This is a genomic window from Synechococcus sp. PCC 6312, assembly GCF_000316685.1.
Classification (GTDB): Bacteria; Cyanobacteriota; Cyanobacteriia; order Thermosynechococcales; family Thermosynechococcaceae; genus Pseudocalidococcus.
Genome location: NC_019680.1, coordinates 252,050 through 275,773, shown reverse-complemented (window position 1 = coordinate 275,773; position 23,724 = coordinate 252,050). Strand labels below are relative to the sequence as shown.

Annotated in this window: 22 protein-coding genes; 9 read left to right on the top strand and 13 right to left on the bottom strand. The window is 49.9% G+C overall.

The annotated features are described in order from the left end of the window. Positions 1 to 21: 21 nt before the first annotated feature. From SYN6312_RS01265 to serS, 4 genes are all read right to left on the bottom strand, one after another. Entirely contained in the window at positions 22 to 924 is a 903-nt protein-coding gene (locus tag SYN6312_RS01265; RefSeq protein ID WP_015123048.1) for an energy-coupling factor transporter transmembrane protein EcfT, read from the bottom strand. 185 nt (positions 925 to 1,109) lie between these two features. After that, entirely contained in the window at positions 1,110 to 1,325 is a 216-nt protein-coding gene (locus SYN6312_RS19610) for a DUF86 domain-containing protein (protein ID WP_015123047.1), read from the bottom strand. Beyond that, on the bottom strand, positions 1,322 to 1,624 hold the full coding sequence (locus SYN6312_RS01260; RefSeq protein WP_015123046.1) for a nucleotidyltransferase family protein: 303 nt from the start codon (positions 1,622 to 1,624) through the stop codon (positions 1,322 to 1,324). The genes SYN6312_RS19610 and SYN6312_RS01260 overlap by 4 nt, the downstream gene beginning before the upstream one ends. 88 nt (positions 1,625 to 1,712) lie before the next feature. Next, positions 1,713 to 2,987: a serine--tRNA ligase gene (gene serS / locus SYN6312_RS01255; RefSeq protein WP_041430972.1), complete on the bottom strand. Its 1,275-nt coding sequence runs from the start codon at positions 2,985 to 2,987 to the stop codon at positions 1,713 to 1,715. A 271-nt stretch (positions 2,988 to 3,258) separates the two neighbouring features. On the opposite strand from serS, the gene SYN6312_RS01250 reads away from it, so the two are divergent. Next, positions 3,259 to 3,639: a DUF4278 domain-containing protein gene (locus tag SYN6312_RS01250; RefSeq protein WP_015123044.1), complete on the top strand. Its 381-nt coding sequence runs from the start codon at positions 3,259 to 3,261 to the stop codon at positions 3,637 to 3,639. Positions 3,640 to 4,160: 521 nt separating this feature from the next. Here SYN6312_RS01250 and SYN6312_RS01245 read toward each other — a convergent pair. From SYN6312_RS01245 to wbaP, 7 genes are all read right to left on the bottom strand, one after another. After that, entirely contained in the window at positions 4,161 to 4,883 is a 723-nt protein-coding gene (locus SYN6312_RS01245) for a hypothetical protein (RefSeq protein ID WP_015123043.1), read from the bottom strand. Further along, positions 4,880 to 6,529 (bottom strand): radical SAM protein, encoded by a 1,650-nt coding sequence (locus SYN6312_RS01240; protein ID WP_015123042.1) that lies wholly within the window; start codon positions 6,527 to 6,529, stop codon positions 4,880 to 4,882. The genes SYN6312_RS01245 and SYN6312_RS01240 overlap by 4 nt, the downstream gene beginning before the upstream one ends. Positions 6,530 to 6,586: 57 nt before the next feature. Continuing rightward, on the bottom strand, positions 6,587 to 7,345 hold the full coding sequence (locus SYN6312_RS01235) for a YebC/PmpR family DNA-binding transcriptional regulator (protein ID WP_015123041.1): 759 nt from the start codon (positions 7,343 to 7,345) through the stop codon (positions 6,587 to 6,589). A gap of 84 nt (positions 7,346 to 7,429) precedes the next feature. After that, positions 7,430 to 8,893, bottom strand: a complete 1,464-nt coding sequence (locus SYN6312_RS01230) for a serine/threonine-protein kinase (protein WP_015123040.1) — start codon at positions 8,891 to 8,893, stop codon at positions 7,430 to 7,432. A 21-nt stretch (positions 8,894 to 8,914) separates the two neighbouring features. Beyond that, positions 8,915 to 9,517 (bottom strand): hypothetical protein, encoded by a 603-nt coding sequence (locus SYN6312_RS01225; protein ID WP_015123039.1) that lies wholly within the window; start codon positions 9,515 to 9,517, stop codon positions 8,915 to 8,917. 52 nt (positions 9,518 to 9,569) lie between these two features. Then, entirely contained in the window at positions 9,570 to 10,688 is a 1,119-nt protein-coding gene (gene ribD / locus SYN6312_RS01220) for a bifunctional diaminohydroxyphosphoribosylaminopyrimidine deaminase/5-amino-6-(5-phosphoribosylamino)uracil reductase RibD (protein WP_371257389.1), read from the bottom strand. Positions 10,689 to 10,893: 205 nt separating this feature from the next. Then, on the bottom strand, positions 10,894 to 12,336 hold the full coding sequence (gene wbaP, locus SYN6312_RS01215) for an undecaprenyl-phosphate galactose phosphotransferase WbaP (protein WP_015123037.1): 1,443 nt from the start codon (positions 12,334 to 12,336) through the stop codon (positions 10,894 to 10,896). A 291-nt stretch (positions 12,337 to 12,627) separates the two neighbouring features. Between wbaP and aroA the strand changes: the two genes are divergently transcribed. From aroA to SYN6312_RS01200, 3 genes are read left to right on the top strand one after another with little or no spacing between them, the layout of a single operon-like run. Beyond that, positions 12,628 to 13,953, top strand: coding sequence for a 3-phosphoshikimate 1-carboxyvinyltransferase (aroA, locus tag SYN6312_RS01210; protein WP_015123036.1), 1,326 nt, complete (start codon positions 12,628 to 12,630; stop codon positions 13,951 to 13,953). Positions 13,954 to 14,004: 51 nt separating this feature from the next. Beyond that, the gene (gene arsS / locus SYN6312_RS01205) at positions 14,005 to 15,057 is read left to right on the top strand and encodes an arsenosugar biosynthesis radical SAM (seleno)protein ArsS (protein WP_015123035.1); all 1,053 of its coding nucleotides are present in this window, start codon (positions 14,005 to 14,007) and stop codon (positions 15,055 to 15,057) included. A 3-nt stretch (positions 15,058 to 15,060) separates the two neighbouring features. Then, positions 15,061 to 15,804, top strand: coding sequence for a TIGR04283 family arsenosugar biosynthesis glycosyltransferase (locus tag SYN6312_RS01200; RefSeq protein ID WP_015123034.1), 744 nt, complete (start codon positions 15,061 to 15,063; stop codon positions 15,802 to 15,804). Between the two features lie 100 nt (positions 15,805 to 15,904). On the opposite strand, the gene hypB is transcribed toward SYN6312_RS01200, so the two are convergent. Together hypB and dprA are read right to left on the bottom strand one after the other, a co-directional pair. Then, positions 15,905 to 16,594, bottom strand: a complete 690-nt coding sequence (gene hypB, locus SYN6312_RS01195) for a hydrogenase nickel incorporation protein HypB (RefSeq protein ID WP_015123033.1) — start codon at positions 16,592 to 16,594, stop codon at positions 15,905 to 15,907. 21 nt (positions 16,595 to 16,615) lie between these two features. After that, positions 16,616 to 17,785, bottom strand: coding sequence for a DNA-processing protein DprA (gene dprA / locus SYN6312_RS01190; RefSeq protein WP_015123032.1), 1,170 nt, complete (start codon positions 17,783 to 17,785; stop codon positions 16,616 to 16,618). Positions 17,786 to 17,930: 145 nt separating this feature from the next. Between dprA and SYN6312_RS01185 the strand changes: the two genes are divergently transcribed. The 5 genes from SYN6312_RS01185 (at position 17,931) to SYN6312_RS01165 (ending at position 23,601) form a co-directional block, all read left to right on the top strand. After that, the gene (locus SYN6312_RS01185) at positions 17,931 to 18,887 is read left to right on the top strand and encodes an SPFH domain-containing protein (RefSeq protein WP_015123031.1); all 957 of its coding nucleotides are present in this window, start codon (positions 17,931 to 17,933) and stop codon (positions 18,885 to 18,887) included. 36 nt (positions 18,888 to 18,923) lie between these two features. Continuing rightward, on the top strand, positions 18,924 to 19,205 hold the full coding sequence (purS, locus tag SYN6312_RS01180) for a phosphoribosylformylglycinamidine synthase subunit PurS (protein ID WP_015123030.1): 282 nt from the start codon (positions 18,924 to 18,926) through the stop codon (positions 19,203 to 19,205). Positions 19,206 to 19,357: 152 nt separating this feature from the next. Continuing rightward, entirely contained in the window at positions 19,358 to 19,687 is a 330-nt protein-coding gene (locus tag SYN6312_RS01175; protein ID WP_015123029.1) for a hypothetical protein, read from the top strand. Positions 19,688 to 19,736: 49 nt separating this feature from the next. After that, positions 19,737 to 21,527 (top strand): aspartate kinase, encoded by a 1,791-nt coding sequence (locus tag SYN6312_RS01170; RefSeq protein ID WP_015123028.1) that lies wholly within the window; start codon positions 19,737 to 19,739, stop codon positions 21,525 to 21,527. Between the two features lie 133 nt (positions 21,528 to 21,660). After that, a complete protein-coding gene (locus SYN6312_RS01165) occupies positions 21,661 to 23,601 on the top strand; it encodes a DUF4114 domain-containing protein (protein ID WP_015123027.1) in 1,941 nt (646 codons plus the stop codon). Positions 23,602 to 23,724 lie beyond the last annotated feature (123 nt).

Sequence of the window (23,724 nt, the reverse complement as noted above, 5' to 3'; positions counted from 1 at the left end):
CCTTACAAACTCAGACCTTGTTTAACTCAACTTTAGATAATTGGGTAACATAACTCGCCCGACCAAGACCAGGCCCATGACGGCCAACGCTAACCAGTCCCGCCCCCGCCAGTGGAGAGCCTGCCATTGATTGCGATAGTCACTGGCCTGGGTAAAACCCCGCACCTGCATCGCCCCCGCCACTTGTTCTGCCCGTAATAATAAATTCTCTAAAATCCGCCCGGCCAGCATCACCCAGATTTTAATCGCTCCCCCCAGACCCAGTTTGCGCCAATCAATCGCCCTTGTGCGGATGGAACGCCCGAGGTTTTGAATCTCTTCTAAGACCAAGGGAATGAATCGTAAGGATAGGGTCAAGGTTAGGGCAACTTCTGTCACCGGAACTTTGCAGGCTCGCAAGGGCAACATCAGGGCTTCCAGGCCAGCAGTAATTTCCTCAGGCGCAGTCGTCAGCAAATAGAGACTCGTCCCATAAATCAAAGTGAACAGGAGGGTACTCAGGCGAATCCCCAATTCTAGGGAGCGGCGAGTAATTTGCAGCGGCCCTTGGCCAGGCAAGAGGGGTGGATGACTCCAAAGCACATAGTTGTAGGCGGTGCTGGGAATTGTTTCCGGGGTCATTTGCCGGGGTTGGTAACTGAGGGCAAAACCATCGGGCATGAAGGAGGTAATCACCAAAATTAAAGACCCCACCACCACTAACCAAACCAACTGTCGCCCAAAGGCCCGCAACGGAATCCTCGCTAAGGCGGTTAATAGTAGCAGTAGCCCCACAAGGAGCAATCGCCAGAGGGAGTCGGCCATTAGCGGCGAGAGTAAAAAAGTCATCAACCAGGCCAGCTTGAGCCGTGGATCCAGCCGATGCAGCCAGGTCACAGGTTGTTCGAGGTATAGCCCTAAGGGTAATGAGCGCAATAAATCCATTTTTTCGTTAATTTTAAGGACTCAAGTTCTCTCGTATCCCCCAGCCTAACGGATTTCTAAAACGTTACATGGCCTGTTGCAGTCTCTAATGAAGCCGCGCCAATCTAGATCAAACCTGATCAGTCATTTTTACTCATCAAGCCTGACTGTGGAGTTATCCAGGCCTAGACGGGTGACGCTATATTTCAGGGTCTAACTTGGATAACCTTTGGGGCTTGTGCTTTTAATTCAGAACTTAATCGCTGTGTAGATTCTGCCATCACCTGTAGCCTACGGATCACCCCATCCTGAACCAACACATTGTGCATAAACTCATCATGGCCAGCCTGAGTATAGACTCGGAGTAGCTCAATACAGTCCAGAATGTGGCATAAATACACCCGATCATTCTTTGTGCTCACAATGGGCGGGCTTCAGCTAAGACGTTCTCTTTAATAAGTGGACTCATTCCACTCTCTGTCAGAACATCTACCCGCCGCTCCAGCAAATCCTCTAAATCCATCAACAGACCACCTGGAAACCAAGGCGTGATTCGGTTCACATCATAATCAACTAAAAAATCAATGTCACTTTCATCCGTATCTTCACCCTTGACCACCGAGCCAAACAAACGGACATTAAACGCCCCATGCCGCGCTGCAATCGCTAAAATTTCCTCTCGCTGGGCTTGGACTGTTGCAAGTAGTGATCCCATCGGCATTGAGAACTCATGGATCTATTCCCTAAATTAACACTCACCCAAGCCGGAGTCATAAAAAAGGGCTGTTGTAGAGATTATTTGACTGCCCCTAAAGAAAGGCTTGGCCCAAAAAGGGTTGCAGGGCTGAAGGAATTTTCACAGAGCCGTTGGGTTGTTGATGATTTTCCAAAAGTGCAGCCATAGTCCGTCCCACCGCCAGGCCAGAGCCATTGAGGGTATGGACAAAGTTTGTGCCTTTTTTCCCCGCTTCCTTGTAACGGATTTTTGCCCGCCGGGCCTGGAAATCGCCAAAATTAGAACAACTGGAAATTTCCCGATAACATCCCGCCGAGGGGAGCCAAACTTCTAGGTCATAGCATTTACTAGCAGAAAAACCTAAATCGCCCGTACAAAGTTCCATGACTCGATAAGGCAATTCAAGTGCTTCTAGAATCCCCGTGGCATCCTTAACCAAGGCCTGATGCTCGGCTATAGAAGTTTCGGGGGTCACAAGCTTAACCAATTCCACCTTATTAAATTGATGCAGGCGAATCAGCCCCCGCGTATCCCGCCCATAACTGCCCGCTTCCCGCCGAAAACAAGGGGTATAGGCACAGTGGTAAATCGGTAAAGTCTCAGCCGCCAAAATCTCATCTCGATATAAATTTGTCACGGGAACTTCGGCCGTGGGGGTCAACCAGAGATCATCCTCAGCACACTTAAAGCTTTCTTCGGCAAATTTTGGCAGTTGCCCCGTGCCCGTGAGGGAGTCACTGTTGATTAAAAACGGCGGCAGAACTTCCACATAACCGTTTTGGGTATGCCGACTGAGCATAAATTGAATCAACGCGCGTTCTAGGGCGGCGGCGGCTCCAATCAAGGTAATGAAGCGGCTTTGGGCAACTTTAACCGAGCGTTGCACATCCAGCAGGCCACGCTGTTCCCCCCAATCCCAATGATTAATCACAGCATGGGTCGGTTTGAGGTCATCCCCCCAACGGCGAATCTCGACATTTTCGGTTTCATCTTTCCCGATTGGCGTAGTTGGACTGGGTAAGTTAGGAATCATTAATAATAAAGCATCAAGATCCGCCCGCAGTTGCCGCTCTTGGGGTTCTAGTTCGCTGAGTTGGCGTTTAATGTCGCTGGCTTCTTGACGGAGGTTTTGCAGTTCCGGGGCCTGGGGGTCTGTGCCTGTTTTAATTTTTTGACCGACTTCGGCCCCAATGGCATTACTCCGGGCCTGGAGTTGGGAGCGTTGGTGTTCCAGTTGCCGGATTTGGGCATCTAGGTCTAAAGGGGCCTGGAGATCATAGGTACCTCGGCTACTGAGTTTGGCTTCTATGGCTGTCGGGTTTTCCCGCAATTGCTTGAGATCAATCACCGGCGCAGTTCCATCCACTAGCCCCGATCCTACAGTGATTCCAGGCCTGGAGGATATATCCCTCTCTCTTGCCCAAAGGGAAAGGATTACCAGGATTACAAAATTTTGTAAATGAAATGTCAGGGTTTGGCAACCTTATTTAAAAAACCGTATAATTAGATACAGAAAGAGCCAGGATTAAGCCTATCAAAGCTGGCAACTTCAAGAAGGCAATCGAAGTCAAACGGTGAGATTGTTGTAGCCATTAAATTAATTTTCGGGAGTTTTTAAGATGAAACTGACTTATCGTGGTATTCCCTATGATCGTCCAGACAACCAAGTAACAACTACCCCTGGGGATGTCATGGGCAAGTATCGGGGTGCGGCCTGGATTGAGCGGATAGTGACTTCTCCTTTGAAATCAGTTCCTGCCCAGACGCTTTGCTGGCGAGGTGTTGTTTACAATACCGATGGTTCTGCTGTTCAGCCCGCTGAAGTTCTGGCTCCGGCACTCCCGACCCCGGTTAAAGTTCAACATCAAGGGGTCAATCTAGGCGATGCTCATCGGCAATGGATCCTCAAGAGCCTAGAACACCGGATGGAAGTAGCTCGGAATCGGGGTGATCAAGGCCTTGTCCAAATGCTCGAAGACGAGTGGAAACAATTTGCCTAAAGGGCCTTTGAAACACATTTCATTGAAGCGCGTTAGCCTCAATCACAACCCCAATCATTGCTATCTCACTTGGACAACTTGTTCTAGTTCAAAAGATGCGGATAAGTGGAATTATTCTTGAGGCTGACGTTTTTGCGTCAAACATAAAGTCGTTATTATTTTTTAAATGTAGTCAACAATAATCTCTTAAACAGGATTCTTAAGCAGTTATCAACGCTTGATAGCTATGTTCTCAAATCATGCTCTGATTTTCTCTAACTCCATAGTGTTACTCATTTAGAATTAGACAGTCATTAGTCGTCAAGAGCTTTTGCAAACCTTGATGAAAGATTTCTATTAATTCAGAGAAGTTTGTATAGCAAACAGTATTGATTCGTGAGATTCGAGCGGAATTATTCTTGATTGCAAAGTTTTGATTTCACTCTAAGCTCAATGAGGGGGTATTCCTGACTAAAGCTTCCGATGATCAATCATTCTCACAATTCAAGATGGACTGCTATATATCAGTTACTATCTTAATTTCAAAATCGACTGTACATTAGCTTATAAAAATCATGAAAAGTAACTAGGAAATCAATAAAACTGGGCAGTACTTCGTTATCACATACATCAAATTCACAGTATTTTACTGAATTTCTGAGTTTATGAATTGATGACTCAAAAATAATGAGATTATCAATCAAAATTTGTTCAGTTGAACTTTCTATCAATCTTGGTACTAGAACTATTTCAATATAATGTAAACGCCATTCAATCCATTTGTAAAATTCAATAACAGATGTCAAGCTTAATATAAAACTATCGCCTGATAGCGGCTCGTTATTTTTGATCTTTCTCTTGATGTTCTTGATCAACTGACCTGAGTATTCTAAAGTTACTTGATTGGGAATGCTGGTTCTTGAAATAGCAAAATTAGGTCTTTCAATACCTTCTTCCCCAACTTGAAGATATATAGTCATCCATGAAATGACTTCGTGAAAATGATGCGTTATGTTACGAAAAATAAGCTTCCGAACCTTACTCCATCTTTTTTCGCGAAGATATTCAACTACTCTATCTACCAAAAATAACCCAGCGATTAGACTAATGCCACTTACAACTACACCTGATAGAAAATTGACTAGAAATGCTTTAAAGTCTAGATAAATGCAAATCCCAGTACATACTGTTATTAATAAGAATATAAACAACAGAAAATTCCTGAAGTATATATCTCTAAAAATAGACTTTAATGTTTCATTCATTGCTCAGTTGATCTTGCTGACATCAGGGTCTGGGTCATGGCGAGATGATTGACGAGGGTTTGAGTGGGTAATGGGCCCTGTAAATGCTCCCAGGGCAAGACTCGATTCAAGTCCCACGTAGCAAAAATATAATCCTCCCAGGCCCCAAGATTGTTTTTTAATTCCTTAAAGGCGCGCTTATAGCTACCCAAGGAATCTCCATAATGACGAACCCGCTCTAAAACTGGACTCAAGCGCCGATCTCCTCGCGATAGCAGGGCTTGGATCACAGACCATTGATAGCTTTCCGGGCGAAATTCCACCCCAACTTTGCCCAGGCCCTTTTGGAGTTGTTTCAGACGCTGTTCGGCCTGAGGATTGACACCCAGCCATTGAAATGGGGTATGGGCTTTCGGCACAAAGGTACTACAACCCAAGGTCAAGCGAAATCCGGGTGTTCTTTTTTTCAACTGCTGCATTAACTCCAGGGTTGCGGCCACATCAGCCGGGATTTCTCCAGGAATGCCAACCATGCCATAAAATTTAATCCCCTTGAGTCCCCCGGCCTGGGCCTGTTTAGCAGCCTCCCAGATTTCGTCATTCACTAATTTTTTATTAACAATTTCCCGCAGGCGGCTGGAACCACTCTCAATGGCAATCGTAATGGAGCGGGTGTCACGCTTGGCTAAGGTTCGGGCTAATTTTTCCGTGACCGTGTTTGTCCGCACCGAAGCAATACTTAAACGGAGATGATCAAACTGGGATTCCCCCAAATAATCCAAGAGGCTTTCAAATTCTGGATGCTGAGTCACAGAAGCCCCTAATAAACCCAGGCGATTCGTCACTGTTAGGCCCTTTTCAATGACCGGAATCAGTCCCTCTAAACTGGGTGTCCGAAATGGCAATGTTAAATAACTCGCTAAACAAAACCGACAGAGTTCGGGACAACTGCGAACCACTTCCACAAGGTAAATGTTTTCCCAGGCCGCCTGGGGAGTCACAATACAAGAGGCTGCTAAGGTATTTCCACGATAGGTTTGTTTAACCACTGTCCTTGGGACATCAGGATGAATCGTTTGAATCCGCTCAATTGGCCCCGTTGGCTCCCGATAGACTATTTCATAAAGGGAAGGCACATAAATTCCCGGCACTTGGGCTAAGGTAATCAGTTGCTCTAAACGGGGGGCAGATTGGACTGAGAGATAGGCCTGGATAAAATTTTCGAGTAAATCCTCTCCATCTCCCAGCAAAATGAGATCAAAAAAGTCAGCATAGGGTTCCGGGTTTGCCGTTAAAACTGGGCCGCCCCCAAAAACGAGGGGATGATTAACTTGCCGTTGTTGGCTCCAAATTGGAATCTCTAACTGCTCCAATAAACTTAATATATTCCCGTAATCAAGCTCCCAGGAAAAGGAAAACCCAAGTAACTGAGGCTCACGGGGCAACGACTCAGCTAAGTCTGTAAATAGACGGCTCACGGCCAGGCCTGGGTGTTTGCGCAGCAGTCCATAGACGACTTGAAAGCCCAAACTGGTAATCCCGACACTGTAGGTATTAGGAAACGCATAGATAAGCGGAATAGCAGCGGCGTTTACAGGGCCTGGAGTAAAAAGCCACTGTTCTTGGGCGAGGATGGCGGCTGACGGTGGGGTAGTGCGATTACTCAATAGCTTATAAATTCACAAAATTCGATAACAACAAGTCCCAGAAATATAATGCAAGCATTAGTCTATCTCCATAGATAGCTCAAAATTAGCGGCTACAGTTTGCATATCGTCTAAATCCTCAAGGGCATCCATGAGTCGTAATATTTGCCGGGCCTGGTCGGGCTGAGTAATTGGGACAGTGTTCAAGGCCATCCACTGTAACCCTGAGGACTCAATGGGATAGCCCGCTGCGTCCAGGAGGTCGGTTAGTTTAGCCAATCCGACGGGAGCCACCTTGACGGCAACTAATGTTTGGCCTAGTTCTTCATCGGCAACTGGCCCATACTCCTCTGGCTCCCCTTGCAACAGCACCTCTAAAAATTGCTCTTCATTGGCTGGCAATGGCAAGGTAATCATTCCCCATTGCTCAAACATCCACCCCACACAACCCGTTTCCCCTAAATTCCCATCAAACTTGTTCAATGCGGCACGAATATCTGCGGCTGTCCGATTGCGATTATCGGTCACTGCTTCCATCAAAATAGCGACCCCACCAGGCCCGTAGCCCTCATAGCGAATGGTCTCCCAGGCCCCGCCGTCTCCCGTCCATGTTCCCGCCCCTTTGGCAATGGCCCGCTCAATATTTTCCTGAGGAATCCCTGCCGCTTTAGCCTTGGTAATCGCCGTTCGCAACTGAAAATTCCCAGCCGGATCTGGTAAACCTTGGCGGGCTGCGACAATAATTTCTTGAGAAATGCGCGCAAAAATCTTGCCTTTTTGAGCATCAACCCGAGCTTTTTGGCGCCTAATATTGGCCCACTTACTATGTCCAGCCATCAGCCTAAATCACAATTTGCAACAGTGCAACGGAATAATCCACCATCCACACATCTTCAATCTAGGAGCTAATTATCCAGAAGGTTATGGATTACCTGAGGGTTTTGGCTCATTGACTGGGGGAGCAGTTGCCTCTGGTTTAGGTTCTGCCCCAGGTGGCGGTTTTGGCGGTTCCACGGGGACAGGATCTGGAGGCACAATCGGAGGCGGTTCTGGGGCTGGGGTCTCGTTACCTGAGGGGGGCGGAGTTTTTTCTATAGGAGGAGAAATGGCTCCATTTGGGTCGGCAGTAGGGGTAGGTGTGGGAGTCTCTACGGCAGGTGGGCCGTCTATTGGTGGTGTGGGAGATGTTTCGGGGCTGGGCAAGGGTAAATTGGGTGACTCTGCGGCAGTTGGCGGCAGTTCTAGGGGCAGGGGTTGCGGTGTCACTGGGGGACGAGTTGGCGGGAAGGATTCATTCTGCTGAATTAAGGGTGGCGCACCGGGGGTACTGGTTTGCTGACGTAGCCATAACCCCAGGCCAGCCCCGAGGCCACTGCCCACAATTGCGGTTCCCAACAACCAAAACCAAGGACTGTGCCACATTGACCGAGAGGGGGACGGCTGTGAGCGAAATTTACGGGCTGAAGCTAATTCAGGTTGAGTTGCCGGAATAATCGGGCGGGTTTGGGGGAGAACTGCTACGGTACTGGTGGTCATGGCCGATACCCCAGCGCGACCGTTGCCCGACTCGGTTTCATCAAGGAGATCTAGCCACTCTGCCACCGATTGGGGCCGATCCCGCGCATCCAAGGCCATTCCTGCTAAGACCGCCGCCTCCAGGCCAGGACTCAAATTCCGTTGAAACTTCTGCAAACTATCCAAAGGGACTCGATCCCGCAAGACTGAGGCAACCGGGGGTTTCGCTGCTAACAAAGCATAGAGGGTTGCCGCCAGAGCATATATATCGGTAGCCGGACTCCATTGATGCTTCGGTAAATATTGTTCTACCGGAGCGTATCCCGCTGAGAGCATTCCCGTATTGGTTTCTACCTTGCCAGGGGTATATTCTCGGGCAATCCCAAAATCTATCAACACCACCGAGTCCGTGCCCTGGCGGAGCATAATATTGTCTGGCTTTACATCCCGATGCAGGAGACCGTGATCATGAACGAGGGCTAAGGCAGACCCCACCTGTTTAATGTAGTGAATGGCCTGGTCAGGGCTGAGGGGACGGTTCCGGACTAAGGCTGCCAAAGTTTGCCCCGGAATATAGTCCATGACAATAAAGGGTAGCCCCCCCTCAATGAAGCAATCGCTGACCCGGACAATGTGGGGATGTTGAAATTTGGCCAGGCGTTGAGCTTCGTGGATAAATCGCTGCCCTATTTGGGCCAGTTGTTGGGGATCATGCTGGGCCGGGTTAATGGTTTTTAAGACCATCGTTTGGTGTAAGAGCGTATGGGTAGCCCGATAGGTGACCCCAAATCCACCTTGGCTCAGGAGGGCATCCAGACGATATTTGCCACCTTGGAGGGAGTTGCCGAGAGCGAGGGGGGTTACGGTCATAGGTCGAGGGCAAGTTGCAGGTTAAGGGCTGGGACTGGGCAGCAGCGGGGGAAGCGGAGGAGTTAAGGGGGAAGAATTGGGAGGAATAGATGGACGGGGAAATTGGGAAGCTGGCTCCGGGGTAAGAGAGGGGGAGTGGCTAAGTTGCAGACTCACGAGACGATAGGCCAGGTAGGCGGGTAAGGCGGTCATCGTCACAGCAATGATCCCGGAGAGGATGGGGGTAAGACTCCAGCGACTGCCATAGAAACTCCGATAGGGATCATAGTTGGAGCTAGGGTTCGGTTTGTTGCGATAGGTGGTGGGGCGTTTGAAGCGTAATCGCCGGTCGTCCAATTTTTCCAGTAATGTCCATCCCCCTTGGGCCTCCTCTTGACATACTTTTTTTAAGGTTTCCGGCTGGTGAAAGAGACTCCGCTGGGCCCGGACAATCTTAAACTCCCACCCAACAGAACTGCCTTTGGGGGCGGTGGCCTGAGGATTGGGTTGGGTTTGATACTGGGTCAAGTCTTCCTCTTCTTCTTGCTGAACCAGGGCCTGGTCGCCGAGCCAAAACCACCATTGACTCGTGACGATCAAAGATAATCCTAAGCTACCACTGAAGAGACTCAGGAGGGTGATCAAGACAGGACTCCGGGACAGGGCAAGGGTCTAGCTGGGCAAAGTTCTTTACATCTTACAAGTTAGGGGCAGGAATTGGCCCTTGGACATATTGGCGAGGGGGGACATAGGCTTGGAGTAACATTTCGGTATCAATCGGCTGCCACTGGACTCTCTCTAGGGCAATCGCCTCTGCCATTGTTTCCAGGCCCAGATCCCCAAAGGGAGTCATATTCCCCTCCCCACCAATAATTTTTGGCGCAATAAATGCCCAGATTTTTTGAATCATCCCTTCCCGTAGGGCCTGGGTGCTGAGGATGCCACCAGATTCCCAGAGAACGGTATTGATTCCGCGCTCCCCCAATGCAGTTAAGGCAGATGTTGGCGTTAAGCTGGGCAGAGTTTGCAGTTCGACCCCTTGGGCCTGGAGAATTTGGGCCAGGGGGTGATCAAGGGCGGCTTCAGTTAAAACGAGGGTCGGAGCCATTTCCGTCTGCCAGAGGTGGGCTGGATGGGGCAGGTTTAACTGGCGGCTCATGACCACTCGGAGGGGATTGTGGTCACTGACTTGGTGGCTAGTCAGGGAGGGGTTATCTTGTCTGACTGTGTTACCGCCAACAATCACGGCATCAGACTCGGCTCGGAGCTGATGGACAAAGATGCGGGCCGCTGCCGAGGTAATCCATTGACTGTGGCCGCTGCGACTGGCCATCTTACCGTCTAAGGTCATGGCATATTTGAGAATTCCAAAGGGACGATGGTGTAAAACCCGATGGATAAAGGCCTCATTTAAGTCTCGACAGGCCGACTCTAAAACCCCCGTAATGACCTCCAGGCCCGCCTGACGTAAACGCTCAACCCCCCGACCTGATACTCGTGGATCCGGATCGATCAGGCCCACGACAACGGTTTTAATCCCGGCCTGAATGACTGCTTCCGTGCAGGGGGGAGTCCGGCCATAGTGATTGCAAGGTTCTAGGTTGACATAGAGTGTTGCCCCTTGAGCCAGTTCTCCAGCAGCCCGTAGCGCAAAAACTTCTGCATGGGGTTGGCCGGCTTGGGGATGAAACCCTTCGCCCACAATTTCACCGGCCTGGACAATGACACAACCGACCAGCGGATTAGGCGATGTCCGACCCTTGGCCTGGGCTGCCAGTGCTAAACATCGGGCCATGTAGAATTCGTGGAGGGTGATATTGGCAGACAAAGGTTCCACTCTGGCGTTATACAGGCTGGTACATGGCAAATGAACGTCAAGAGAGAGGGGTTAATTATGGCCTAACTTGCTGACATTTAACCCAAAATGGGCCACACCAGTGCCAGGGCAGTCTTGGTTTACTCTCCACTCTAGTCACTATGTAAGCACTCTTCCGAAAAAATCGCATCCTGGGGAAATGGGGTTAGTAGGCCCCGTCAGCCATCAAAACAACCCAAACTGTCCGCAGAAGAATATAAAAATCTAGCCATACCGACCAGTTACGGACATAGTAGGCATCTAAGTTGACTCGCTCTTCATAGGAGATATTATTGCGTCCAGACACTTGCCACAGGCCTGTAATCCCTGGTTTAACGCGGGTATAGAGGGCATATTTTTCCTCATATTTGGGAACTTCATCCGTGACAATCGGCCGCGGGCCAACCAAACTCATTTCCCCCCGCAAAACATTCCAGAGTTGGGGTAGCTCATCTAGGCTTGTCCGCCGTAACCACCAACCGACTCTCGTTAAGCGGGGATCTTGTTTGAGCTTGTGATCTTCCTCCCACTCTTGGCGATATTCTGGGAACCGTGCCAGATAGTTTGTCAAAATTTGATCGGCGTTGGGGAGCATAGAGCGAAATTTGACCGCGTAAAAGGTTTTGCCATTCCGTCCCAAACGGGCCTGGGTATAGAAAATGGGGCCGGGGCAGTCCAGGTAAATCAGGCAGCCGATGATAATCAACAAGGGTAAGCAGGCCAGGCCAATGACCACAGATAGGCAAAAATCAATGCAGGCTTTGGTAAAACGAGGCACGGGCAGTAAAAGCTGTTGCCTCACTTCTAAGGACAAAAGCCCAGCTAAATCCTTAGATTCCACCCATAAACTGGCCAGGCCAAAGAGATCCGGAATTACTAACAAATGCTCAAAACAATGGCCATAGTTTTCGAGGATTTTGACTAATCGCCGCGGATCGACCCCCGGCATGGCCACAATGGCATAGGAAATCCTACAGTAACGAGCTAACTCTGGGGCCAGGGCGACACCTCCCAAAACGGAAACCCCATCAATCACCTCCCCCTGTTTAGCCGGATCATCATCAAGGAGGATAACGGGTTTCAGACCCAGGCCGGGGTTATGGAGCAACGTTCTCAGGACTAATTCCCCAGTTTTACCTGCGCCTAAAATAATAACGGGTTGCCCCCACCAGGCCTGGCCACTGAAAAAATGCCGCAGCATCCCCCGCCCCATCGGCATCATTAACAACGACAAGACCCAGGCAATCAGAAAAACCAAGCGGGAATAGGTTTCGCCCTCTCGAACTAGAAAGATTACGGATCCCAGAACGGTATAAACCAGCGTGGTCATTAAACTGAGCCAGCGTAACTCATCCACCGGACTCATCCCGACCCCTGGATACAGGCCAACAATGGCATAGGAAAGCGGGAAAAAAACTAGGAGGGGCAACCAAGAGAGGTACAGGGAGGGGTGATACTGCCCATCAAAAATCCAGCGTCCCCAAACACTGAAGGTGACGGCTAGCCCAAGGCTCAACACATCCCCGCCCAAGAAAACGAGGGACATCATCCACGCATAGCCCCGCCGCAACGTTGGCCAAGCCAAGGGTTGTTTTTGGCTGTGTGACATTACCTGGCCTGGGTTAAGAAATCACGCCCCATTTGCTGTCCATTCACCCCATTTCCAAGAGAACAGCCCAATCTTACCAAACCCTCTCCCCCCTCCTGGGTCGCCTATTGGGGCCAAGTTTCCCAAATCCTGCACCCAAAAGCATCACCATCTCAGGATAAAATTTTTCTGTTACGGTTTTTAACCTCACCCCGTACTCCAATCTCAGAGAAGTAGAACTATATTCTCTATTCCTAGCCAACCCCACAATACATTCTTGACTTGCCCCATTCCCGCTATGAGTAACCCGATATGACGATGGCCCTCACCCTCCACCCACCGGACACCTGGCAGATCCGGCCTGGAGACTATACCTTACGGGGAACGGTCATGATTCCCGGCGATAAGTCAATTTCCCATCGGGCCTTGATGTTGGGAGCCTTAGCTGAGGGGGAAACAGAAATTCGGGGGTTACTGTTGGGGGATGATCCCCGGAGTACGGCCGCTTGTTTCCAGGCCTTGGGGGCTAACATTTCTGAATTAAGTAGCGATGTTGTGATGGTTCAGGGGGCAGGAACGCTTCAGGAAGCAACGGATATTTTGGACGCGGGTAATTCAGGGACAACCCTACGTTTGATGCTAGGCATATTGGCCAGTCAACCAGGAAAATTTTATGCCGTCACGGGGGATAGTTCTTTGCGGGGCCGGCCGATGAAACGGGTAGTCCAACCGCTCCAGGCCATGGGCGCAACAATTTGGGGCCGGTCACAGGGAAAATTAGCCCCGCTGGCGATCCAGGGACAAACGCTCAAACCAATCCACTATCAATCCCCCATTGCCTCAGCCCAAGTAAAATCCTGTATTCTGCTTGCGGGTCTCCATACCCCAGGGACAACCACGATTACAGAACCCACCCTCTCACGGGATCACAGTGAACGAATGCTCCAGGCCTTTGGGGCTAACTTGGTGGTGGATACAGAGCTATGTCAGGTGAAAATTACGGGGCCTGGCCAATTACGGGGCCAACAGGTAACAGTCCCAGGGGATATTAGTTCAGCAGCTTTTTGGTTGGTGGCGGCGGCCATTACCCCAGGTTCGGAGCTATTTTTGCCCAATGTTGGTGTGAATCCCACCCGCACGGGAGTTTTAGAGGTACTAGAGGCGATGGGGGCCAAAATTGCGATTGAGAATTTCCGCATTGTGACCGGGGAACCTGTGGCGGATTTACGGGTGTGCAGCAGTTCTCTCCAGGCCACGGTGATTGAGGGCAACATTCTCCCCCGCTTGATTGATGAAGTCCCGATTTTGGCGGTGGCGGCGGCCTTTGCCCAAGGAACAACAGTGATTCGGGATGCGGCGGAATTGCGGGTGAAGGAAAGTGATCGACTCCAGGCCATTGCCACCCAGTTAGGTCGGATGGGGGTGAAGGTGACAGAATTAGCCGATGGACTGGAAATTACGGGTGGGTCGTCCCTTCAAGGGGTAGAGGTGGATAGTTGGGGTGATCATCGGATGGCCATGAGTTTGGCAATTGCCGGATTACAAGCTCAGGGGATAACTACCATTCAACGCGGGGCAGCGGCCACAGTCTCCTATCCCAACTTCACGGAAAGCCTAGAGGCGGTGTTGCAATCCTAATGCCCGTTAGTCTGTGTCACCCTAGAGATAGAATTTTTGCCCTAGAACCTTATGTCGTCCAGCCGCAGCACCATTCCCACCCCCCATGCCCAGCTTGATCTGCTAAACCGTTTGGAGTTAAGCGGCGTTTGTCATCAGGGGAATTTCCAGGCCACCTTAGCAGCCCAGGATTGGCATCCACTATTGCGGGGAGACTTAGAGATTTTCCAAGTAAATTTGGGCAAACTCTGTAACCTAACCTGCGAACACTGCCATGTGGATGCTGGCCCAACCCGCACGCAAGAAAATATGGATCGGGCCATGATAGATGCCTGTTTACGGGCTTTAGATTTGACGCACGCAACAACGGTGGATATTACGGGAGGCGCGCCGGAAATGAATCCCCATTTTCGCTATTTAGTGGATGAAGCTGTGGGGCGGGGTAAAAAAGTCATTGATCGCTGTAATTTAACGGTGTTATTGTTGCCGGGGATGATGGATTTACCGGCCTGGTTGGGGGTACGCGGGGTAGAAATTGTTTGCTCCTTGCCAGATTTTGCCGAAATAGGGACTGATGAACAGCGGGGGAATGGCACGTTTAAAAAATCCATCACGGCCTTACAGGCTTTGAATGCAGCAGGTTATGGCCAAGGAGATCCCCAGCGACAACTCATCTTAGTCTCTAACCCAGTCACGCCCCAACTGGCTAAATTCAATCCCTGTATTGAAAAGTCTTGGCGCGACGCATTGGAAAGTCATTATGGAGTCACCTTTGACCGCCTCATTACCCTCAACAATATGCCCATTGCCCGCTATTTGCAGCAGTTACAAAGTCAAGGAGAATTAACAAGCTATATTGAACTCCTCGTCAAATCCTTCAATCCCCAAACAGTTTCGGGCTTGATGTGTCGGAATACCCTTTCCGTGGCCTGGGATGGCAAGTTGTACGACTGTGACTTTAACCAAATGCTCGACTTACCGATTACCAAACCCAATGGAGAGCCACTCCTGATTCAGGATTTTGACCTCACTCAATTACAAACCCAACCCATTATCACTAATCGGCATTGTTTTGGTTGTACGGCTGGGGCGGGTAGTTCCTGTGGTGGAGCAATTGCCGCTTAGAACATGACTAGGGTTTCTATTGTTATCCCCACCTTAAACGAGGCCAAAACCCTTGAGCGAACTCTCCGGCATCTTGCTATTCTTGATCCCACCCCCCAGGACATTATTATCGTGGATGGGGGAAGTCAAGATGAAACCCTCAATATTGCCCAGGCCAGCGATCTCAAAAATCTCAAACTCCTCTCTTCACCTGAATCTGGACGATCCATTCAAATGAACTTAGGGGCAGCCCAGGCCGAGGGAGAGTTTTTATGTTTCCTTCATGCCGATACCCTTGTTCCTGATGACATCATGGCCGTAATTACAGCAGTTTTATCTCAGCCCAAGATTGCTGGAATCGGCTTTATTTCCCTCATGACTGGTCACCAGAGCACGCGCTGGGGAGTTTCTCTGCATAATTACCTAAAAACCTACTATGCCCCGTTATTATTTCGTCCTTACCTATTTTGGTGGCGGGGATTACGTTTATTGTTTGGGGATCAAGTCATTTGTTGTCGGCGGTCTCAATTCCAGGCCTGTGGGGGCTATGACCCAACCTTACCGATTATGGAAGAAGCAGATTTATGTTTGAAACTCACCCAATTTGGCGCGATTAAACAGGTCAATCGAGTCGTCATGTCATCAGATCGCCGTGTCGCCGCTTGGGGGGCCTGGAAAGCTACGGGAATTTATCTAGCCATTGGGTTTCTCTGGGGCCTGGGGGTTTCCGGCGATAATTTGAAAAAGTTTTATGAGGATGTTCGCTAGGCGAGAAAAATTCCCAATCAGAACCAACGCACCTCGGTAATGACAACGGCTTCGTTTCAATCAATCATTATTGGCGTAAATCAAGCAGTGCCAAAGCCGTTTATGACTTAGATAAAACTGGTTGAGAGGCAACTTGTTCTAACCAGGCCAACCAATCTCCCAGGCCAGCCCCAGTCTTGGCAGATACTGTGAAAATCGCCACATCAGGGTTAATTTCGCGAACATTCGAGATGATTTTTTCAAAGTCCGCATCCACATAGGGAGCCAAATCCGTTTTAGTAATCAGCAAACAATCCGCCTCTCGAAACATGATCGGGTATTTGAGCGGTTTATCTTCCCCTTCTGTGACGCTCAGTAAAGCCACTTTATAATGCTCACCGACTTCAAACTCCGCCGGACAAACCAAATTGCCAACATTTTCGACTAAGACCAAGTCAAAGTCTGGGGGATAATAATTTTCAGAAAACTGATGTAAGCCACCGGCCACCATTTGGGCATCTAAGTGACAAGCACGGCCCGTATTAATCGCAATCACCGGGACACCATAGTGTCGCAAGCGGTTGGCATCTAACTCTGTGGTCATATCCCCTTCAATCACGGCAATCTTAAGTTTGGGACTTAGCTGTTGCAGCGTGGCTTCTAATAAACTGGTTTTCCCGGCCCCTGGACTACTCATGATGTTGCAGCAGATGATGCCCCACTGGTCGAAATGCTCACGATTATGATCTGCCCCGGCCTGGTTGGCATGGAGAAGATTCACGCCTAAAGCCGCGTCAAAGGTTTGATGCATTGGATTCCCCTAATCTTGAGATCATGATGGTATTGTCGTCCCAGTGCAGCAACATTGATAGCGCATTCCCGGTTGTTGGTTGACCAGGCCCAGCAGTTCGAGTTGGAGTAAGGCACTGGAGACGGCCCCAGAATCAAGGTCACAGGCCTGGACAATCAAATCAAAGGGAATCCCGTTAATTTCGCCTTGGTTGAGTTGCAGCATAATATCTAAAACCTGGTCAAGTTCGGGAGCGAGGCGGGGCTTGGGGATGAGGTTGGTGGGCTGACTAGACTGAGAACTGGGCAAATCGAGGGGGGGAGTCCGTCCCAAAAGTTCTAGCAAATGTCCCTCCCCCAAAATGACCTGCGCCCCACGATTGAGCAAACTTAAGCAACCGATGGCCTGGTCGTTGTCCAACATTCCGGGTAAGACATACACATCCCGCCCGTATTCATTGGCCATGTCCGCCGTAATTAAGGCTCCAGATTTACGCGGGGCTTCCATGATTAAAATCGCCCGACACAAGCCAGCAATAATCCGATTCCGGCGGGGAAAGTGGGCCCGATCCGGTGGGGTTTGGCTGGGATATTCACTGATCACCAGGCCTTGGTTAATAATTTGTCCGAATAGCTCACGGTTGCGGGGCGGGTAGATCATGTCAACTCCTGTTCCTAACACGGCAATAGTTCGACCACCCCCCTCTAAACACCCCCAATGGGCCTGGGTATCAATCCCTTCTGCTAACCCCGACACAACCACAAACCCATGTCGCCCCAAAAGTTCAGCTAATCGTCTTGTCCAGCGTTTGCCATATTCAGTCGGTTCCCGTGTCCCTACCATCGCCACCATTGGGATTTGCCCAGCATTTTCAGCCGATTGAGCTTGACCACTGTAATAAAGAATCGGCGGCGGATCGGGAATTTCAGCCAGGGTGCGGGGATAATCTGGATCAGAAAGCGTCCAAAACTGGGGATTTTTCTGCTGATGTTGCGCTAGAAGTTGGGCTGGATTCGTTTTCTGGCGATAGGTTGGTAACTGTGCTAAGACTCGCGGGCCAATGCCGTCCACTTGAGCAATGTCCTGAAGATCGGCAGCCCAGGCCTGGGTCATCGAACCAAATCGCTGCCAAATCCGTTTGAGAAGCACTGGTCCCAAACCTGTCACCCGCGCCCAGGCCAGCCAATAACCCCTCTCTAAATCACTGACCATGAACGAATCGTACAGTCCCTGGAGGAGATTGTAGCTTGTTTGCAGAATATTAATTTTTCCTGATGTTCTAATTCATGGCTTCGGTCAAAAGACTATAACAAAGGGGAGGGCCTGGTCATCACCGCACTAATGGAGATAACAGAACATGGGTGAGTTCTTTGGGTTTCTGATTCTGCTGGTCTTGGGCGGTTCCGGGGTGGCTAGCACAGTCCGCATTGTAAATCAAAGCAATATGGCCTTGGTCGAGCGGTTAGGCAGCTATAGTCGGCGCTTAGAACCGGGCTTAAATTTCGTCTTACCTGTCTTAGATAAGGTTGTCTATCAAGAAACAATCCGAGAAAAGGTACTCGATATTCCGCCTCAGCAATGTATTACCCGTGACAATGTCGCCATTAGTGTAGATGCCGTTGTCTATTGGCGGATTTTGGATATGGAGCGGGCCTACTACAAGGTGGAAAACCTGAAGATGGCTATGGTGAACTTAGTCTTAACCCAAATTCGCGCTGAGATGGGGAAATTGGAATTAGACGAAACGTTCACGGCTCGCTCGCAAATTAATGAAATGCTTCTGCAAGAACTGGATGTGTCCACAGATCCTTGGGGAGTCAAAGTCACACGGGTGGAATTACGGGATATTGTCCCCTCCAAGGCCGTGCAAGAATCCATGGAAATGCAAATGACCGCCGAACGCCGCAAACGGGCCGCCATCCTCACCTCGGAAGGGGAACGAGAAGCTGCGGTTAACAGTGCGAGGGGGAAAGCGGAAGCCCAAGTGTTAGATGCAGAAGCTCAGAAAAAGTCCTCGATTCTAGCGGCCGAAGCCGATCAAAAGGTGGTGATTCTCAAAGCCCAGGCCGAGCAACAGGATCAAATTCTCCGGGCCCAAGGCACAGCGGAAGCGATGAAAGTGGTCGCCAAAGCCCTGCGAGAAGATCCCCAGGCCCGGGAAGCACTCCAGTTTCTGTTGGCCCGTGGCTACTTAGATATGGGTGAGAAAATTGGCAATAGCGAGAGCAGCAAAGTGATGTTTATGGATCCCCGAGCCATTCCGGCCACATTGGAAGGGGTGCGCGCCTTGTTGGAGAATACCCCGAACACCTAAATTGGATGGTTGAAGCTCTCAAGAGATTTTAGATCTATGCCCCAATTCCAGGCCAAAGTTTATGTCACCTTACGCCCCTCAGTGTTAGACCCGGCCGGTGTAGCCGTGCAAGCGGGAATTCATCACTTGGGTTACAGTGGGGTCGAGCAGGTGCGGATTGGCAAATTTATTGAACTATCGTTGGCGGCAACGGATGCGGCCCAAGCCCAGGCCCAACTGGAAACCATTTGCGATCAACTCTTGGCTAATCCTGTCATTGAAGTCTATCGGTTTGAGTTAGTAGAACTGACTGGGAAACAACCCTTAAAAACTGCCTAGCTCCCAAGTGCCCAGAATTTAGACAACCCCAATCCCCCCATGATGGGCAAGAATCCAGGCCTGGCTTGGTACGGGGGCTATTTCAGATTAAGTCGATGTTATCTTGAAGTAGTTAAGGGACTTTGCCCAACAAATCAATTTGGAGTCCATTGATGAGCGAACCCATAACCGCTGCAGAAACCAAACAAATTCTTGATGCCATCCAGGCCCTCACCCTTGAAGTCAAAGTGAACCAGGCCAGAACCGATGAGCAGTTCAAGACGCTACGGGCTGAGGTCAAAGCAGAAATCAATGAGTTACGGGCCGAGGTCAAAGCAGAAATCAGTGAGTTACGGGCTGACTTCAAGGCTCTCAACGACAAAGTGGATGAACTGCGGGAGCGGCAACGGGTTACGGATAATCGTCTCTGGAGCTTTATTGTCACCTTAATTTTGTTGCTGACCGGTGGCCTGGTGAAGTTGACATTTTTTGATAAGGTCTAATAGCTCTTGTAATAATCTATACTCCCCTTTTTGGTCTGTTGCACCCCCTATGAGTTTAATTGTCCAAAAATACGGCGGTACTTCGGTTGGTTCAGTCGAGCGCATCCAGGCCGTGGCCCAGCGAGTCGTTCAGACGGTCAAATCCGGGAATCAAGTGGTGGTCGTGGTATCGGCGATGGGGAAAACAACGGATGGCCTGGTCAAACTCGCCAACGAACTCAGCCCCAATCCCTGCCGCCGGGAACTGGATATGCTTTTGTCCACGGGGGAACAGGTTTCGATTGCGCTTTTAAGCATTGCCCTGCAAGCCCTCGGACAGGATGCCATTTCCTTAACTGGGGCCCAAGTTGGGATTACCACGGAAACGGCCCATACCCGCGCCCGGATTTTAGAAATTTCCACCGATCGCTTAACCCGGCATTTATCCGAAGGCAAAGTTGTGGTTGTCGCTGGATTTCAAGGGATTAGTAACAGTGCCGATTTAGAAGTGACAACCTTGGGTCGGGGTGGCTCCGATACGTCAGCGGTGGCCTTGGCGGCGGCCTTAGAAGCAGATCTCTGTGAAATTTATACCGATGTGCCGGGCATTTTAACCACTGACCCGCGCCTAGTTCCCGATGCCCAACTGATGGCCGAAATTACCTGTGATGAAATGCTTGAGCTGGCCAGTTTAGGGGCCAAAGTTCTCCATCCCCGAGCGGTGGAAATTGCTCGAAATTACGGGGTGCAGATGGTGGTGCGATCCAGTTGGACGGATGAACCCGGTACGAAAGTCACTTCTCCAATTGCCCCGAAAGCACCCACAGAAAACTTAGAACTGGGTAAGCCGGTGGATGGAGTCCGCCTCGATTTAGACCAGGCCAAGGTGGCGTTATTGCGCGTTGCGGATCGGCCGGGAATTGCCGCGAGTTTGTTTGGGGAATTAGCCCAGCAAAACCTGGATGTGGATTTAATTATTCAGTCCATTCATGAAGAAAGCACCAACGACATTGCCTTTACCGTTCAAAAAGCCTGTCTCAATCCTGCTGCGGCCGTTGCTTCTGCCTTTAACCCGACAAACCCTGGTCAGTCACCGCTCCAGGCCCCAGAAGTGCTTGTGGATGATGCAATTGCCAAAGTCAGCATTATTGGGGCCGGGATGATTGGTCGGCCTGGAGTTGCGGCGCAAATGTTTTCCACTCTCGCCCAGGCCGGGATTAACCTGCAAATGATCTCAACTTCGGAAGTAAATGTCAGTTGTACAATCAACCAGACCGATGCCCCCAAAGCTGTGCGTTTGCTCCAGGATGCTTTTGACGTTCATACTGCCTTACCGGAATTTGACCCCCAAACCACAGCGGATCAGCCCTCGGTGCGCGGTGTAGCTCTGGATATTAAACAAGCCCAATTAGCCGTGCGTCAGGTTCCCGATTTGCCGGGGATGGCGGCCCAAATTTTCCAGACCTTAGCCGATGCCGGGGTGAGTGTAGATATGATCATCCAGTCCCAGCGGTCGCGGCCGGTGAATCATCAAATGACCCGCGATATTGCCTTTACCGTGGCCCAAGCTGATGCCGATATTGCCTATGGTTTGCTCAAAGATCATGCTCCGGCCTGGGGCTGTGGGGAGATTGATCTCATCCTCGATGTGGCGAAGGTCAGTATTGTCGGGATGGGGATGATCCGGCGACCGGGAATTGCCGCCAATATGTTTGCTGCCCTGGCCCAGGCCGGGATTAACATTCAAATGATTGCAACTTCTGAAATTCGGGTTAGCTGTGTGGTTGCTGAAACCGATGGAGTGACTGCCTTACAAGCGATTCATGCGGCCTTTGGTCTGGGAACACCAGCCAAAAATTAATCTATGCTACTAGTGTTACTAATACAGGTGAGGAAGTATGACCGGGCCTGGGTCAAATCTTGATGAATTTCTATAGCTCTCCTTAACATCAGGAATCAGTGACTCTGAAAATCGTTAGAAAACCTAAACCATCATGACAATTCAATATACCCCCCGCGCCCAAGACTTACTCACCTATCTCGCAACGGATCGTCTGAATACGTCTGGCCAGAGTAACTCCCTGAATACGAATATCCTGCTCAATAGTGATTTATTTGCAGGCCAAGCGAATATTTTTACTGCCAATTATGGGTTTGAAGGCTACATGGGGATTCCGGGAATAGATGGTACCAATGGCGCCTCCCAGCAAATTGCCTTTGATAATAATGTGGCCTGGAATAACCTCGGAGATCTGACTGGTGCAACCCAACGGGCTTATACATCGGCCATTAGTACGGATACAGTTCAGCGGACTTACGGAGTTGACCTAGAGAAAAACGATAATATTCCGATTGTATTCACATGGCCGCTATTACCTGAGACAGTTAACCCGACCGACTTTCAAGTCATTCTCAACACTGGCACTATTGTCACCCCGGCAATTGCTTCTTTTCTGCCCAATAGTGAATATAACGAGCGACAAACGGTTGTGATTACGGGCGAATTTGGCAATCGGTTAACTCCAGGCCAAGCCGGTGCCATTTATCCCATCTCCGTCAAAACCGTTTTAGATAGTACGCCGTTAGAAATGGTGGGGCCAAATGGGCCAATTAGTGCCGTTGGGTTGACGATTGACAGCCTCAATCCCTATGTAGCCGGTAATGGGCCCAAAATTATCGCTGCCAAGCTTAACCGTTTTAGTGACCTCGGCGAAGGCGCGCCCATTTGGTTAGCAACTAATCAAAACAATAGTGGCTCAGACCTCTACGGCAACCAGGCCCAGTTTCGCCTCCGAATTTACACCAGTGCTGGATTTTCCCCGGATGGTATTGCGAGTTTATTGCCCACAGAATTTGGCCGCTATTTTCGACTTCAAGCGGAAGATATGAATGGACAAACGATAAACCTCACTCAAACTGGCATTAATTATGACATCCCTGGATTTGGCGTTGTGCGTGTTGTGGGTTTAGCAGACTTGGCCGCAGTGCAAGATACCTACGATCTAACTTACATTGAAGATCACGACAACTATTACGACATTATTTTGGCCGGAGATGAGGCCGCCGTTCAGCAAATTAGACGAGTGGAAATGCCTTCTGCGGGAGATTACTCACCGGTTTATAACCCCGGTGGGCCGGGTAATGATCCTGAAAATGGCCCGCCTGGCCCCTTTACCGTCCCCAGTAGCCCCCACAGCATCAACGTTCAAAATAACCTGGCTCAAAACTCCAATGTCTCCTATGTGGAGGTGGATGGCCCAGTGATGCGCAACCCCTTCAGTGGCACTCCCATCGGTAACAATCTTGGTTTAGCGGTCAAAGATTTGGCAACAGGCCATGAGATCTATCAATATGTTGACCCCGATGGCAAGAATTTTTATGCATCTTTTGCTGCCGCTACGGATGAGGCAACGGATTTAAATCTACCCCTGAGTAATCCTGCTCCCATCGATTTAATTGATGCTCAGAATTTCACCCCAGGGACAACCGTAACGGTTTCTGGTTCCTATAGTCGAGAAGCAGCCTTTGAAAGCTCGATGGGGTTTTATCGCCTGTTGGACAACAATGGCCGTGTCCTCGATCCCCTCACAGGTAATAGTCTCACCCCAGGCCAAGCAGGTTATTCTGAAGCCGCCTTATCAACCGCAAATCGTCTCCAAACATCCGGCTCAACCCTAACCGTTGGCAATCTAGAAACCAAGAGTTTTTCCTTCAATATTCTAGGTGGGGAATTATACGCGCCGTTTTTGCAGGTGAATGCGCTTGATGCCAGTGGCGTAACCGAAATAACCTATTTTGCCTTTGGCGTCGCCAACCAAGATGGACTCAGCCACGGGACTAAATGGGGAGCTAATGTGATTGGGTTTGAAGACCTGCTTGGCGGAGGAGATTTTGACTTTGATGATATTATTTTGCGCTTTAGTTTATTACAATAAGTTGCCAACTGTCGGAACAGGCCCGCAATGACGAATTACGCCACTCTGTTTAATGCTTGAACGTTTCATGACTAAAATTTTACCCCGGAATTATATGGTCATTTCTGCCAAAACTGGAACACT

Excerpts from the sequence above, each read along its gene's own strand:
- SYN6312_RS01200 (WP_015123034.1), top strand. The coding sequence starts at position 15,061 with ATGACTAGGGTTTCTATTGTTATCCCCACCTTAAACGAGGCCAAAACC.
- purS (WP_015123030.1), top strand. The coding sequence starts at position 18,924 with ATGCCCCAATTCCAGGCCAAAGTTTATGTCACCTTACGCCCCTCAGTG.
- SYN6312_RS01185 (WP_015123031.1), top strand. The coding sequence starts at position 17,931 with ATGGGTGAGTTCTTTGGGTTTCTGATTCTGCTGGTCTTGGGCGGTTCC.
- arsS (WP_015123035.1), top strand. The coding sequence starts at position 14,005 with ATGTCGTCCAGCCGCAGCACCATTCCCACCCCCCATGCCCAGCTTGAT.
- SYN6312_RS01170 (WP_015123028.1), top strand. The coding sequence starts at position 19,737 with ATGAGTTTAATTGTCCAAAAATACGGCGGTACTTCGGTTGGTTCAGTC.
- aroA (WP_015123036.1), top strand. The coding sequence starts at position 12,628 with ATGACGATGGCCCTCACCCTCCACCCACCGGACACCTGGCAGATCCGG.
- hypB (WP_015123033.1), bottom strand. The coding sequence starts at position 16,594 with ATGCATCAAACCTTTGACGCGGCTTTAGGCGTGAATCTTCTCCATGCC.
- SYN6312_RS01175 (WP_015123029.1), top strand. The coding sequence starts at position 19,358 with ATGAGCGAACCCATAACCGCTGCAGAAACCAAACAAATTCTTGATGCC.
- SYN6312_RS01235 (WP_015123041.1), bottom strand. The coding sequence starts at position 7,345 with ATGGCTGGACATAGTAAGTGGGCCAATATTAGGCGCCAAAAAGCTCGG.
- SYN6312_RS01230 (WP_015123040.1), bottom strand. The coding sequence starts at position 8,893 with ATGACCGTAACCCCCCTCGCTCTCGGCAACTCCCTCCAAGGTGGCAAA.
- dprA (WP_015123032.1), bottom strand. The coding sequence starts at position 17,785 with ATGGTCAGTGATTTAGAGAGGGGTTATTGGCTGGCCTGGGCGCGGGTG.
- SYN6312_RS01250 (WP_015123044.1), top strand. The coding sequence starts at position 3,259 with ATGAAACTGACTTATCGTGGTATTCCCTATGATCGTCCAGACAACCAA.
- SYN6312_RS01165 (WP_015123027.1), top strand. The coding sequence starts at position 21,661 with ATGACAATTCAATATACCCCCCGCGCCCAAGACTTACTCACCTATCTC.
- SYN6312_RS01245 (WP_015123043.1), bottom strand. The coding sequence starts at position 4,883 with ATGAATGAAACATTAAAGTCTATTTTTAGAGATATATACTTCAGGAAT.
- SYN6312_RS01265 (WP_015123048.1), bottom strand. The coding sequence starts at position 924 with ATGGATTTATTGCGCTCATTACCCTTAGGGCTATACCTCGAACAACCT.
- SYN6312_RS01260 (WP_015123046.1), bottom strand. The coding sequence starts at position 1,624 with ATGCCGATGGGATCACTACTTGCAACAGTCCAAGCCCAGCGAGAGGAA.
- wbaP (WP_015123037.1), bottom strand. The coding sequence starts at position 12,336 with ATGTCACACAGCCAAAAACAACCCTTGGCTTGGCCAACGTTGCGGCGG.